8 protein-coding genes are annotated in these 14,573 nt (G+C 64.5%); 1 reads left to right on the top strand and 7 read right to left on the bottom strand.

Annotated features, from left to right (window positions below; translation table 11 throughout):
* Positions 1-17 precede the first annotated feature (17 nt).
* Positions 18-3,617, bottom strand: a complete 3,600-nt coding sequence (gene putA, locus sphantq_RS16260; protein ID WP_272798996.1) for a trifunctional transcriptional regulator/proline dehydrogenase/L-glutamate gamma-semialdehyde dehydrogenase — start codon at positions 3,615-3,617, stop codon at positions 18-20.
* A gap of 98 nt (positions 3,618-3,715) precedes the next feature.
* On the opposite strand from putA, the gene sphantq_RS16255 reads away from it, so the two are divergent.
* A complete protein-coding gene (locus sphantq_RS16255; protein ID WP_129926562.1) occupies positions 3,716-4,207 on the top strand; it encodes an Lrp/AsnC family transcriptional regulator in 492 nt (163 codons plus the stop codon).
* Here the strand turns inward: sphantq_RS16255 and sphantq_RS16250 are convergent.
* From sphantq_RS16250 to manD, 6 genes are all read right to left on the bottom strand, one after another.
* Positions 4,191-5,420: an SGNH/GDSL hydrolase family protein gene (locus sphantq_RS16250; RefSeq protein WP_443021496.1), complete on the bottom strand. Its 1,230-nt coding sequence runs from the start codon at positions 5,418-5,420 to the stop codon at positions 4,191-4,193. The genes sphantq_RS16255 and sphantq_RS16250 overlap by 17 nt on opposite strands.
* 385 nt (positions 5,421-5,805) lie before the next feature.
* Positions 5,806-8,715, bottom strand: a complete 2,910-nt coding sequence (locus tag sphantq_RS16245) for a TonB-dependent receptor (RefSeq protein WP_272798995.1) — start codon at positions 8,713-8,715, stop codon at positions 5,806-5,808.
* 138 nt (positions 8,716-8,853) lie between these two features.
* Positions 8,854-10,329, bottom strand: coding sequence for a mannitol dehydrogenase family protein (locus sphantq_RS16240; protein WP_272798994.1), 1,476 nt, complete (start codon positions 10,327-10,329; stop codon positions 8,854-8,856).
* On the bottom strand, positions 10,326-11,741 hold the full coding sequence (uxaC, locus tag sphantq_RS16235; RefSeq protein ID WP_066601303.1) for a glucuronate isomerase: 1,416 nt from the start codon (positions 11,739-11,741) through the stop codon (positions 10,326-10,328). The genes sphantq_RS16240 and uxaC overlap by 4 nt, the downstream gene beginning before the upstream one ends.
* The gene (locus tag sphantq_RS16230; protein ID WP_272798993.1) at positions 11,738-12,967 is read right to left on the bottom strand and encodes an MFS transporter; all 1,230 of its coding nucleotides are present in this window, start codon (positions 12,965-12,967) and stop codon (positions 11,738-11,740) included. The genes uxaC and sphantq_RS16230 overlap by 4 nt, the downstream gene beginning before the upstream one ends.
* A 381-nt stretch (positions 12,968-13,348) precedes the next feature.
* The gene (gene manD / locus sphantq_RS16225; RefSeq protein ID WP_129926566.1) at positions 13,349-14,560 is read right to left on the bottom strand and encodes a D-mannonate dehydratase ManD; all 1,212 of its coding nucleotides are present in this window, start codon (positions 14,558-14,560) and stop codon (positions 13,349-13,351) included.
* Positions 14,561-14,573: the final 13 nt, after the last annotated feature.

Raw genomic sequence — 14,573 nt, 5'->3', positions numbered from 1 at the left:
AAAGACGCGCGCGCCCTTTATCCGATCATCATCAGGCTGGCATTGCCCCCCGCCGCCGTGGTGTTGATGGAGGTTGACTGCTCTTCCAGCAACCAGTCCAGGCAATAGCCATGACCATGATCGTCGGCATGGACCGACACGATCGGGCCGGGCAGATCGGCGACGCACTGGGCGGTCGCGGCGACCTTGGCGGCGTCCCCTTCCACCAGCGCGGCGGCATAATGGCCGGTGGCGTCGGTGCTGAAGCAGGCGGCGACGTCGGCGGGCAGGCCGGCCGGGATCGTCATCCCCTGCACCACGCCATGATTGCCGGTCGCCAGCACCGCCGCCATCTGGCGGAACAGCCCCTGCCGCGTCGCCGGGCGCATCAGGATGCGACCGCGCGGATGCAGGGCGTAGATGTTGCGCTCGCCCACCGGCCCCGGCAGCGCCAATTCGACGCCCAGCGCAGAGGCGTCGCCGGCGCGGCGCGCCTGTGTCGCCGCGTCGCCATCGCCCTGCGCGTCGAGCCAGTCGGCGAAGGCGTGCAGCGGCGAGCGCAAATGACTGACCCGCGCCGCGAACACCGGCGGCGTCGTGACCAGCCGCCCCAGATAGAGCGGCCCGCCAGCCTTGGGGCCGGTGCCCGACAGGCCGCAACCGCCAAAGGGCTGCACGCCCACGATCGCACCGATGACGTTGCGGTTCACGTAGATATTGCCGACCTTCACCCGCGCCGTGACCCGCGCCACCGTCTCGTCCAGCCGGGTATGCAGGCCAAAGGTCAGGCCGTAGCCGGTGGCGTTGATCTGGTCGACCAGCGCGTCCAGCCGGTCGCGCCGAAACCGCAGCACGTGCAGAACGGGGCCGAAGACTTCGCGGTTGAGATCGGCGATGGACTCGATCTCGATGATCGTCGGCGGCACGAAGGTGCCGTGGGTCGCTTCCGGCGGCAGCGGGCTTTGTTCGACCTTGCGGCCCAGCGCCTGCATCGCGTCGATATGGGCGTTGATGCCGTCACGCGCCTCCGCGCTGATGACCGGGCCGATGTCAACCTTCAGCGCGTCGGTGCGGCCAATCCGCAATTCGGCGAGCGCCCCCTTGAGCATCGTCAGCGTCCGGTCGGCGACGTCTTCCTGCAGGCACAGGATGCGCAGCGCCGAACAGCGCTGGCCCGCGCTGTCGAAGGCGGAGGCGATAACATCGGCCACCACCTGTTCGGCGAGCGCGCTGCTGTCCACAATCATCGCATTCTGGCCGCCGGTCTCTGCAATGAGCGGGATGGGCTTGCCATCTGCGGACAGGCGCGTGGAAAGCTGGCGCTGGATCAGGCGGGCGACCTCGGTCGATCCGGTGAAAATGACCGCGGCGGTTTCGGGCGCCGCGACCAGCGCCGCGCCGATGCGGCCGTCGCCGGGCAGCAGTTGCAGCGCATCGGCAGGCACGCCCGCCTCATGGAGCAGGCGGACCGCCTCGGCCGCGATCAGCGGGGTTTCCTCGGCTGGCTTTGCCAGCACCGGATTGCCCGCGACCAGAGCCGCGGCCACTTGTCCCGTGAAGATGGCGAGCGGGAAGTTCCAAGGACTGATGCAGGTGACCGGACCCAGCGCGGCCTGCGCCGGGCCGAAGGTCGTGCGCGCCTGCGCGGCATAATAGCGCAAAAAGTCGATCGCCTCGCGCACTTCGGCAATGGCGTTGGGCAAAGACTTGCCCGCCTCCCGCACGATCAGGCCCAGCAGGATCGGCATCCGCGCCTGCATCGCATCGGCGGCGCGGTCCAGCACAGCGGCGCGATCGGCGACCGGGCTATCGGACCAGCGCGACGCGGCTGCGCAGATGGCGGCGGCGCGCGCCTCTTTTACCGATGCTTCGGTGACGCGGCCCACCACATCGCGATGATCGGCGGGGTTGAACACCGTGCGCGAGGGGCCAGCCGCATCGTCGGGCGCAGCCGTCCAGCCGAGCGACGCGCTGTGGCGCAGAACATCGCCCAGGCTGGCGAGCGTGGCTTCGTTGCTAAGGTCCAGCCCATCCGAATTGCGGCGGTCGGGATAGAGATCGGCCGGCAATGCGATCTGGTCATGATGATGGCCGGGATGCGCCATGGCGCGCACGACATCGGCCGGATCGGCGATCATCTCCTCGATCGAGACGTTGGGATCGGCGATGCGATTGACGAAGCTGCTGTTCGCGCCGTTTTCCAGCAGACGGCGGACGAGATAAGCGAGCAGCGTCTCATGCGTGCCGACCGGCGCATAGATGCGGCAGGGGCGGTCCAGTTTTCCGGCGCCGACCACCTGTTCGTAGAGCGGCTCGCCCATGCCGTGAAGACACTGGAACTCATATTGGCCGATCTTAAAGTCCGACCCTGCCAGTTGATAGATGGTCGCGAGCGTCTGGGCATTATGGGTCGCGAATTGGGGGAATACCGCATCGGGCGCGGCCAGCAGCTTCTGCGCGCAGGCGACATAGGCGACATCGGTATGGACCTTGCGGGTATAGACCGGAAAGTCCGGCAGACCGTCGACCTGCGCCCGCTTGATCTCCGCATCCCAATAGGCGCCCTTGACCAGCCGCACCATGATCCGGCGGTCGGCCCTGCGCGCCAGATCGACGATCCAGTCGATGACGAACGGGCAGCGTTTGCCATAGCCCTGCACCACGAAGCCAAGCCCGTTCCAGCCGGTCAGGTCCGGGTCGATCGCCAGGCTTTCCAGCAGGTCGAGCGACAGTTCGAGCCGATCGGCCTCCTCCGCGTCGATGTTGAGGCCGATGTCGTAGCTCTTCGACAGCAGCGCCAGCTTCTTCACCGCCGGCAGCAATTCGCCCATTACGCGATCGGCCTGCGCCCGGACATAGCGCGGATGCAGCGCCGACAGCTTTATTGATATGCCCGGCCCGGCATAAATGCCGCGCCCGGCCGATGCCTTGCCGATGGCATGGATCGCCTGTTCATAATCGGCATAATAGCGCTTCGCATCGGCAGCGGTGGTCGCCGCTTCGCCCAGCATGTCATAGCTATAGGCGAAGCCCTTTGACTCCAGTTCCTTGGCGCGCTTCAATGCTTCCTTGATCGTCTCGCCGGTGACGAACTGTTCGCCCATCATCCGCATCGCCAGGTCCACACCGCGGCGGATGACCGGCTCGCCGGCGCGGGCGACAAGGCGGGTCAGCGCTGCGCCCAGCCCGCGATCATCGACGCTGCCGACCAGCTTGCCGGTGACGACCAGGCCCCAGGTGGCGGCATTGACGAACAGCGACTTGTCCCCGCCCAGATGCGAACCCCAGTCGCCATCGGCGATCTTGTCGCGGATCAGCGCGTCGCGGGTGGCGGTGTCGGGAATACGGAGCAACGCTTCGGCCAGGCACATCAGCGCCACGCCCTCCTGACTGGACAGCGCATATTCCTGCACCAGCCCTTCGACCCCGGTGCCCTTGTGATTGGCGCGCAGCGCGGTGACGAGAGTGCGGGCGGTGTCGGCAATCGCAGCCTTCGTTGCGTCCGGCATGGTTGCCGACGCGATGAGCGGCGCCAGCGCCTCCGCCTCGTCACGGCGATAGGCGGCGGTGATCGCTTCCCGCAGCGGGGTGGGCTGGCGGATGGCGGGTGCGAAGTTGGCGAAGGGCTGATCTGTCATGCAACCAGAATAACCCAGGTCGAATTTTCGTTCCGCCTTATCAACGGCTCTCCACAAGTCGAAGTGACTTATTAAGAGGGCCTTGCTAGGCAGATAAGATGGAGAATATGCCCAAAGCGGTCGATCTGGACGATTTCGACCGGCGGATCATCGCCGCCCTGGTCGAAGACGGGAGGATGACCGTCACCGATCTTGCCGCGCAGGTCGGCCTGTCCAAGACGCCCTGCCAGGTGCGGCTGAAACGCTTGCAGGAAGCGGGCGTCATTCGCGGCTTTCGGGCGATCGTCGATCCGGCGAAATTGGGCATGGACCATATCGCCTTTACCGAAGTGAAGTTGAGCGACACGCGGGAAGCGGCGCTGCGCGAATTCAATGCAGCGGTGCGGCGCATCCCGGAGGTCGAGGAATGTCATATGCTGGCGAGCAATTTCGACTATCTCCTTAAAGTGCGCACCGCCGATATCCGCCGTTATCGCATGGTGCTGGGCGAGAAGATCAGCGCCCTGCCCCATGTCGCCAGCACATCCACCTTCGTCGCGATGGAGACGGTGCTGGAGGCGGGGCACAGGCGGATCAATCGAAAAGGCTGAGCGGGATCGCATCCCCCATCGCCTTATACCCCTTTGGCGAGGGATGCAGCGCGTCGCCTTCGTCATAGGCGGGCAACAGGCGGTCGGGATGCGCCGGGTCGCGGGTCACGCGGTCGAAATCGATCACCGCATCGAAATGGCCCGGCGTCCTGATCCAGGCGTTCACCGCCTGCCGATCCGCCTCATTCCGGGCATCGGCATGATAATAGCCATTGCCGACGAAGGGCATCACGGTCGCGCCGATCACCTTGATCCCCTTGGCATGGGCGCGGGCGATGATCTGGCGATAGGCGCCGATGATGCGGGCGACATGCGCCTGGTGCGCCGCCACGCTCACGGGCGCGTCGCGGGTCAGTGTGCCCAGATCGTTGATCCCCTCCAGCAGTATCATATGGGTGACGCCGGGCTGGGCCAGCACATCGCGGTCCAGCCGCGCCAGCGCATTGGGGCCAAGCCCGTCATCGAGCAACCGGTTGCCGCCGATCCCCTGGTTGACGATGGCGATAGGACGGCGCTTCGGGTCGGCTTGCAACCGCTCCGCCAGCCGATCGGTCCAGCGGTCATTGCCGTTGGTCGTCGCCCCCTTCCCGTCGGTGATGGAGTCGCCCAGCGCGACGATCAGTTTCGCCGGCGCGCAGCGTTCGACTTCGAGCGCCGCCAGGTTGAACCAATGGTCGAAATGGTCGGCGCCGGCCATGGCCTTATCGCCCAGATGATCGCCGGGCAAATGCCAGGATGTCGCGCGCGATCCGGGGTGCGACGTCTGTTCAGGATCACCCGCATAGTGGATCGACACCGCGATACTGTCGAGCGCCCTGGTCGGCAGCGGCACGGGGTCGGATAGATAATCCGCGCCCGCCGGGACGATGACATCTGGCTTTCCGTCAAAGCGCAGCGCGATCAGCGTGGCGGGATCGATCGCAGCGGATGATGAATCGCGCGCGCGGGCGATACTGGCGCCAGCCAGCATAAGCGGCCTGGTCCCGGCAAGGTTGGAGATGCGCACGCGAATCCGGTTGCCCGACACGGATGGTCGGACGATCTGGCGCAGCGTCCGGTTCGCCAGCGTGCCGGCGGGCAGTTCTGCGTCGCCGGTAGGGCGGAATTGCGAAGACGCCCAGCCCGCGACCCAATTGGGGGTGCAGGTCTTCGCCTGAGCCGGCGTCGCAAGGAGGGCGAACGGAAAGCATAACAGGAGAGAGAGACGCATCATCGCCTTCCTTGCAAGGTCATGACCGGGTCACGGCCGCGAAGTTCACACCGTCACTGGTTTCGCATTGGCGCGCTTTTGCGCCGGAGATGCGCTGCCAAAGCGGCTGCGACGCGACACGGCCGCAATGCCCGCTTATCGACGACGCTTCCGTCGGATCATCGCGACGCGACGGCGACGCGCCACCTGGGTCACAGCAGCCCGTCCGATGCGTGACGAGGGTGAACGCCCCGGCGGGCGGCGGGCGGTCCAGGATGCGGAGTGGGCGGTGGCGATGCGGCTTCATGGGACAGAAGAGATCAGATAAAATCCAACATTGGAAGCGCCGCCTCTTCACGAAAAAGGGTCGGCGTCGCCACCGACCCTATGAGGTGTCCTTGGGGGAGGATCAGAAATTCGCCCGGATGCCGGCCATGATCGTGCGACCAGGATAATAGACCGAATAGGGCGCATTATCATATTCGAACAGGGTGCGGATCGGCTCATTGGTGATGTTGAGCGCATCAACCGTCAGACGCAGCGCCTTGTTGAAGAAGGGTAGTTGATAGCCCGCCGACATATCGAGCTGACCACGCGCTTCGGACCGGAGCGACGCATTCTGGATGCCGTTTTGCGGACGATTCACCGCAATGGCATCGTCGTTCCAGACATAATTCAGGCTGAGCGACAGGCCGTTATTTTCATAGAAGCCCTGGAGATTATATGAATATTTGGAAACGCCGGTCGCCACCAGACCGGACGAGGAAGACTGGTCCAAATAGGTGCCGTTCGCCGAGAAGCCCAAACCCTTCACCAGGAAGTCGAGCGGCTGAACCCAGGTGACTTCCAGCCCCTTGATCTTGAGATCAGACAGGTTGATGGGGCGGTTGACGGTGATCGGCAGATCGGACACCGGCACCCCCGTCTGGAGCGATCGGTCATTCAACGCATTTTGCTGGGTTGCGATCAGACTGGCGAACGGAATGTTGAGCGAACCGAAGCTGACTTCCTGCGACTGGGTGACGGTGAAGCCGGTGATATTCTTCATGAACATCGACACGCCGACATAGCCGATGCCGCCGGTGTAGATTTCGCCGCCGATGTCATAATTGTCCGACGTGTAGGGCTTGAGATCCGGGTTGCCCGCACTGGCGACCAAAGCCGACGGGTCGGAGAAAGTGATGCCTGGCAGAATCTGACTGGCGTCGGGGCGAGTCATGGTCCGCGAAGCCGAAGCACGCAATTTCACATTATCCATGACGTCATAGGTCAGGTTGATCGACGGCAGGAAATTCTCATATGTCGACCGCGATGTGATATCGATGATCTGCGATCCGATCTGGCTGGGTCCGATCACCTCCTGCCGGGTGCGGGCGTAACGCATACCGGTGTTGATATGCAGATCGCGACCCGCGATCGTCGTGACCCCGTTCAGTTCGAAATAAGCGCCCCAAACTTCTTCATCCATGTCGCCGGTCGCGCCGCCGGTGACGGCGCCGCGCGTTTCCGGCGCGTTGTCACGATAGCTGACATAATCGGTCGCCTGCTTGATGGCATCGAAATCGGGCATGATATATCTGGTAAAGCCGATATTGCCGTTGGCGAGATGGCCGAAATTGGTGGTCGATCCGGGACTGAGATAGCCCGGAATGGCGCTGGTCGGGATTGAGCCGCTATCCCCGGTGCAGCCGGCGCCGCATACGGACAACTGATAGGCCGGGCTGTTGTCATAGGCGCGGATGGTGCGTTGCGCGCGGTCATAGGCCGCGCCGACCTTCACGTTGAACATCGCGTCGCCGTAGCTCAGGTCCAGATGCGCGCCCTTGGTTTCGGTGGTGCGGCGCACCAGCGCGATATTCTGGCGATACCATTCCCACAGGCCGTTATTGGGATCGTTCAGATCGACATTGGTGGTGATCGCGGGGTAATCGCCTTGGCCGGTATTATCATAATAGACATCGACGCCAGACCCTGGCGCAGTCTGGAACGCCCAGGTCGGCTGTTCGCGGAAGAAACGGCTCTTGGACCAGTTGGCCGACAGGTTGACGGTCAGATTGTCCGCCGGCTTCCATTCGACGCTGGGGTTGATGTTCCAGAATTTGGTCGTCTGCTTGAACTGGCTGGCTTCCAGGAAGAAAGAGCTGTTGGCGAAGGTGCCGCTGGTGACGACGCCATTATCGTCCACGGTCAAGTCGATCGGGATCATGCCGCCGGTCGACTGGGCGCTGGTGCCGGGACCGGAATTACGCACCTGCCAGTTCATGATCAGGCGATCATAGTTGCGTTTCGATTTGGCCCACAGGCCATCAAGGGCGAAATGCAGTTCGTCGCTGGGGCGCCATTCGAGCGCGGCCAGCGCGGAGATGCGCGAGCGGTCGCCCTGCGTCAGGGCCTGACGGCCGAGGCGCGGAATGAGCGCGGTGCTGAGTTGGTCACGGGTCAGTCCCGACGTCGCGACCACATCGACCGGCTGGCCAGCGACCAGTCCATGCCCCGCATTGGCAGGAACGACCGACGCCCAGGAAAAATTATTGCCGCCCGGATCGCCAACGCCCAGATTGCCGTCGCTATAGCCCAGCGATTCAAAGCCATCCACGCGCGTCTTGGTCTTCACCCCGGCCACGCCCAGCAGGATGCCGAACGTATCGGTGGTGTGGCTGGCGACGATCGCGCCGCGGGGCGAAATCCTGTCGTTGCTGTCGGTATATTGGCCCTGCGCGACAACCGTGAAATGCGTACCCGGCTTGTCGAAAGGCCGCGCATTACGCAGGTTGACGGTGCCTGCGATGCCGCCTTCCAGCGTGGAGGGCGATGGGCTTTTGGCCAGATCGAGGCGGGTGAACAGTTCGGACGGGAAGAAGTCGAGATCGACTTCGCGGTTGGCGCTGCCGCCGTTGGTGCCGCCGTCCGACGCGACCTGAAGCTGCGACCCGTTGAGCAGGACGCGGGTGAAGCTGGGACCAAGGCCGCGGATCGCGACCTGCGTGCCTTCGCCGTTAATGTCGCGGTTGAGGCGGACGCCCGGCATCCGGTTCAGGGTTTCGGCCAGGTTGGTGGCGGGCAGCTTACCGATATCCTCCGCGAAGATCGAGTCGCCGAAGGCGACGGCGTCCCTCTTGGCGTTGGTAGCGCTCGCCAGCGAAGCGCGGATGCCGGTCACGACGATGTCGGCGACTTCGCTATCCTGCGGCGCGGCAGCGGCGGCGGGATCGGCCTGCGGCGCGGCCGCCTGCGCTATTGCCGCCTGAGCCAGGCTCAGCGATCCGACCGCGGAAGCCGCAAACAGGGCGGTACGAAATATATGGGTGCGTGAAGACATGAACAAACCCCTCTCCTGAGCGCGGCCCCCGAACTTCCGGTGAGCGTAAACTGGTAGCGCTATCACTTTCACTTTAATAAACCTGCCTGCGACTTTGTCAAGACGCTCAAGCAACGCGACTGGTAACGATATAGGCGACTATTCCATCACTCCGCGAAAAGCGGCCAGCGCCGCCAGAGCGCCATTTGTTTCGAGGATGGCGAGCCACGGGTTCAGCGACGTGCGCAGCCTGTCGTCGCGCGCCAGCGCCGGCGGCACAACGGCATCGAACGCAAGAATCGCCGCGACGCGATCGGCCGTGTCCTGTTTGTCGGCTAATGCCGCAGCCATCGTTTCGGCCAGCGGATCGTCCACATGATGGGGTGCGCCACTATCGTCCCGCCCGGCCTGCCAGCGTATCCAGGCCGCGACGGCGAGCGCCAGGGCATCGATCCCATCCCCTGCCTTGAGGCGCGCGGCGATCGGCGCGAGCAGCCGCTGGGGCAGCTTTTGCGATCCGTCCATCGCGATCTGGCGCGTGCGGTGACGCAGCGTCGGATTGTCGAAACGCGCCATCAGGTCGCGGCGATAGGCAGCGACGTCCAGTTCGGGCGGTGGAGACAAAGTCCTCTCCGCCTCGTCCCAAAGCGCCTCCACGAAATGGCGTGCTTCGGGCAGGGCCAGCACTTCATGGACATGGTCGATGCCCGCCAGGCCGCTCAGATAGGCGATTCCGCTATGCGCGCCATTCAGCAGGCGCAGCTTGGCCTCTTCCCAGGGGGCGACTGCCGCGGTCAGTTGCACGCCCGCGCCGAAATTCGGTCGCGGGCCGCAGAAACGATCCTCGATCACCCATTGCAGGAATGGCTCGGTCTTGACCATCGCCTGATCCTCCACGCCCAGGCGCGTGGCGAGCGCGGCGATGTCTTCGGCCGTGGTCGCCGGCACGATGCGGTCGACCATGGTTTCGGGGAAAGCGCCATGCTGCGCGATCCAGTCGGCCAGGGCGGCGTCATGGCGGCGCGCCAGTTCCAGCACTGCGCCCCGCAACCGCGCGCCATTATGCGGCAGATTGTCGCAGCTGATCGCGGTGAAGGGGGACAGTCCGGCCGCACGGCGACGCGCCAGCGCGGCGACCAGATAGCCGGGCGCGGTTTGCGGCGCGTCGAGCGAAACCATGTCGACGGCCAGTTGCGGATCGGCTTCGATCAGCGCGCCGGTCGCCGGGTCGAGCTTATAGCCCTTCTCGGTGATGGTTAGCGTGACGATATGGGTGTCGGGAGAAGCCAGCGCGGCGAGCAAAGCCTGCGGCTCCTCCGGCGCGACGATGATGCGCTGGACTGCGCCGATCACCCGCGCCCGCTGTGCTGCGCCATCGCGCACCAGCATGGTATAGAGGCCGTCCTGCGGCTGCATCTGATCGCGCACGCCCGGCGACCGCAGCGAGGCGGCGACGATCCCCCAGCGCAAGTCGCCGGCGTTAAGCGCATTGTCGAATATGACCGCCTGATGCGCGCGATGGAAGGCGCCGATGCCGATATGGACCACGCCGCACTTGACGGCGGCTCGGTCATAGGCGGGGCGGATCACATCGGCGGGCAATTGCGCCAGCGTTTGAGAGGAGAGCCGGCTCACAGCTTGTACGCCGCCTTGACCAGATCATAGGCGAGCGCACGGGCGACTTCGACCGCCTCATCCTCCTCCAGCCGATGTTCGGCGACCAGTTGGGCCAGCCAGGCGCAGTCCATGCGGCGGGCGACGTCATGCCGCGCCGGGATCGAAAGGAAGGCGCGGGTATCGTCGTTGAAGCCGACCATGTTGTAGAAACCCGCGGTTTCGGTTGTGCGCTCGCGAAAACGGCGCATCCCTTCCGGGCTGTCATGGAACCACCAGGGCGGCCCCAGCTTGAGCGCGGGGTAGTGGCCCGCCAGCGGGGCGAGTTCGCGGGCATAGACATCCTCGTCCAGGGTGAAGAGGATCAGGGTCAGGCGCGGGTCATTGCCATAAGCGTCGAGCAAGGGCTTCAACGCCTGCACGAATTCGCCCGCGGTCGGGATGTCGCCGCCCTTGTCCTTGCCGAAGCGGGCCAGCACGGCGGCGTTATGGCTGCGATGGACGCCGGGGTGCAATTGCATCACCATGCCGTCCTCGATCGCCATGCGCGCCATTTCAGTCAGCATATGTCCGCGGAACAGTTCTGCTTCTCCGGCCGTGACGGGGCCGGTCGTGACTTTGGCGTAAAGCGCCTCAATCTCTTCGCGCGGCAGGTTGGCGGTGAAGGCGGACGGATGGCCGTGGTCAGTGGAGGTCGCGCCGGCTTCGCGGAAATCGGCGCGGCGCTTTTCGTGGGCGCGGAGATATCCGGCATAGCTGCCTGCATCCTCACCCGCCATGGCGCAGAAGCGCTGGACGTTGGCGATGAAATGCGGGTCGTCGGGGTCCAGCACCGGGTCGGGACGATAGGCGGTGACGACCCGGCCGCCCCAGCCCGACGCCCGGATCGCGCGGTGATGGTCGAGCGGATCGAGCGGCCCTTCGGTGGTTGCGATCACTTCGATATTATAGCGTTCGAACAGGGCGCGCGGGCGGAAGGCGTCGGTCCTCAGCGCGGTATCGATCATGTCGTAATAGTGATCGGCGGTGTCCGCTTCCAACTGCACATCGATGCCGAACGCCTCGACAAAGACCCAGTCCATCCACATCCGCGTGGGCGTGCCCCGGAACAGATAGTAACGCTCGGCAAAGCGCCGCCAGATGGCGCGCGGATCGCTTTCGGTCGCGCTGCCATCGACGGTCGGCACGCCCAGTTCGTCCAGCGTCACACCCTGGCTCATCAACATGCGGAAGGCATAATGATCGGGCACGATCAGCAGTTGGGCGGGATTGGCGAAAGGCGCGTCATAGGCGAACCAGCGCGGATCGGTATGGCCGTGCGGGCTGATGATCGGCAGATCCCTGACCGCCGCATAGAGGCGCCGCGCCATATCGCGGGTGGCGGGATCGGACGGGAACAGGCGGTCGGGGTGCAGGCGTAAGGGCTTCGTCATGCGCGAGTCTCTGGAAGGGGAACAAGCACCGCCTGATAGCGGGGCAGGAGAAGATGGATGACGCCCAGCGCCATCAGATAGGCGCAGGAGGCGACCGCGAAGATCGGGCCGTAACTGCCCACCGTGTCGAGGATGACGCCCGCGAATTTGGCCATCATCATACCCCCGACCGCACCCGAAAGGCCGCCAAGACCGACGACCGATCCCGCCATCCGGCGCGGAAAGACATCACCGGGCAGCGCATAGAGATTAGCGGAAAAGCCCTGATGCCCGGCGCAGGCCAGGCCGATGAGGCCGACCGCCACCCACATGGATGGCGCGCTGGCGGCAAAGGCGATCGGCACGGCGCAGAGCGCGGCGAGCAACATCGCGCCTTTGCGCGCGCGATTGAGGCTCCATCCCCGCCCCATGAAGCGCGAGGAGGCCCATCCGCCCGCGACCGACCCGACATCGGCCAGCAGATAGACCGCAATCAGCGGCGGGCCAAAGTCCAGCATCTTGACGCCATATTGTTTGTTGAAGAAATCGGGCAGCCAGAAGAGGAAGGTCCACCAGACCGGATCAATCAGGAAGCGCCCCGCCATATAGGCCCAGGTCTGGCGATGGCGGAACAGGGTCGCCCATTTGACCGGGCGCTGGGGTTCTACGGGATCGGTTTCGATCCAGGCCAGTTCTTCGGCCGACAGGCTCTTTTTCTGGCGCGGCGTGCGGTAGAAGCTCAGCCAGACGGCCAGCCAGACCACGGTCAGCAGGCCGGTCAGAATGAACGCCCAGCGCCAGCCCAGCGTCACCGCGATGATCGGCACCACCAGCGGCGTCAGGATCGCCCCGACATTCGACCCGGCGTTGAAGATGCCAATGGCGAGCGCCCGTTCCTTCTTGGGGAACCATTCGTTGGTCGCGGCGATAGCGGCGGGAAATGTCCCCGCTTCCCCGATCGCCAGCGGAATGCGCGCGATCAGCATCCCGGCGGTCGATGTGAAGAAGATATGGGCGACATGGCCCAGCGTCCACAAGGTCACAGCCAGCGCATAGCCAGCCCGCGCGCCGATCCGGTCGATCAGCCGCCCGAACACGACGTAAGAGATGCCGTAGCCCGCCTGGAACCAGATGGCGAGATCGGCATAGCCGCGTTCGCTCCAGCCATAGCGGGCCTGAAGGTCAGGCTTCAATGTCGGCAGGACGAGGCGATCGACATAGGACAGCACGACCGCCGCAAACAACAAGCCGCAGACGATCCAGCGGACTTTGCCTGATGGCTTTGGGCCTGATGGCTTTGGGCCTGATGGCTTTGGGCCTGATGGCTTTGGGCCTGATGGCTTTGGGCCTGATGGCTTTGGGCCGGATGGCTTTGGGCCGGATGGCTTTGGGCCGGATGGCTTTGGGCCGGATGGCTTTGGGCCGGATGGCTTGGGGCCGGATGGCTTTGGGCCGGATGGCTTTGGGCCGGATGGCTTGGGGATGGCATTCATCGGGCTTTCCAACAAGCATTGGTCATCCCCGCGCAGGCGGGGATCCATCTATCGGCACGAAGCAAGGCGCGAGATGGCGCGATGGATTCCCGCCTGCGCGGGAACGACGGAGATGTTTGCGGATGGGTCAAGGGATCACCAGTTGAACATGGTGCCGTCTTCCAGCCGGTTCACCGGCAGGAAGGCGCGATTATATTCATATTGGGCGGCCAGGTCCTCGTCGATATCGACGCCCAGACCGGGCGCTTCACCCGGATGCATGGCCCCATCAGCAAAGGTGTAGGCGTGCGGGAAAACCGCGTCGGTTTCGGGCGTGTGGCGCATATATTCCTGCACGCCGAAATTGGGGACGCTCAGGTCGAAATGCAGCGCGGCGGCCATGCAGACCGGCGACAGGTCGGTCGCGCCGTGGCAACCAGTGCGGACCTGATAAAGGTCGGCCAAGTTCGCGATCTTGCGCAGGTGGCTGATGCCGCCGGCATGAACCACGGTGGCGCGGATATAGTCGATCAGCTGGTTTTCGATCAGCTCGCGGCAGTCGTGGATCGAATTGAAAATCTCGCCCACGGCCAACGGCGTCGTGGTGTGCTGGCGGATCAGCTTGAACGCTTCCTGATTTTCGGCCGGCGTGGCATCTTCCAGCCAGAAAGGACGATATTGCTCCAGATCCTTGCCCAGACGGCCCGCTTCAATCGGAGTCAGGCGGTGATGGATGTCATGCAGCAGATGCACGTCCCAGCCCAGTGCTTCGCGCGCCGCCTTGAACAGTTCGGGAACGACGCGCAGATATTTGCTGGTGTTCCAGACATTTTCGGTCGGCAGGTCGGCGTCGGCCGGTTCGTAGAAATATTTGTCCTTCGACACGCCATAGGTGGACGCCATGCCCGGCACGCCGCACTGGATGCGGATCGCCTTGTAACCCTGGCGCTGATAGTCGAGCGCGACGGCGACCGTATCCTCGATACTGGCGCCATTGGCATGGCCGTAGACCATCACGCTTTCCCGGCTCGCCCCGCCCAGCAATTGATAGACCGGCAGGCCCGCCAGCTTGCCCTTGATGTCCCAGAGCGCGGTATCGACGGCGGCGATGGCCGACATGGTGACGGGACCGCGCCGCCAATAAGCGCCCTTGTAGAGATATTGCCAGATATCCTCGATCCGGTGCGCGTCGCGGCCGATCAAGCAGGGGACGACATGATCCTGCAAATAACTGGCGACCGACAATTCGCGGCCGTTGAGCGTCGCGTCGCCGAGGCCGTAGACCCCGTCTTCGGTGATGATCTTGAGGGTAACGAAATTGCGACCGGGGGAGGTCACGATGACCTTGGCATCAATGATCTTGGGCATATGCGCAGTCCTG

It is taken from the genome of Sphingobium sp. AntQ-1 (assembly GCF_028538045.1).
Lineage (GTDB): Bacteria > Pseudomonadota > Alphaproteobacteria > Sphingomonadales > Sphingomonadaceae > Sphingobium > Sphingobium cupriresistens.
This window is presented reverse-complemented; position numbering and strand designations above follow the sequence as displayed.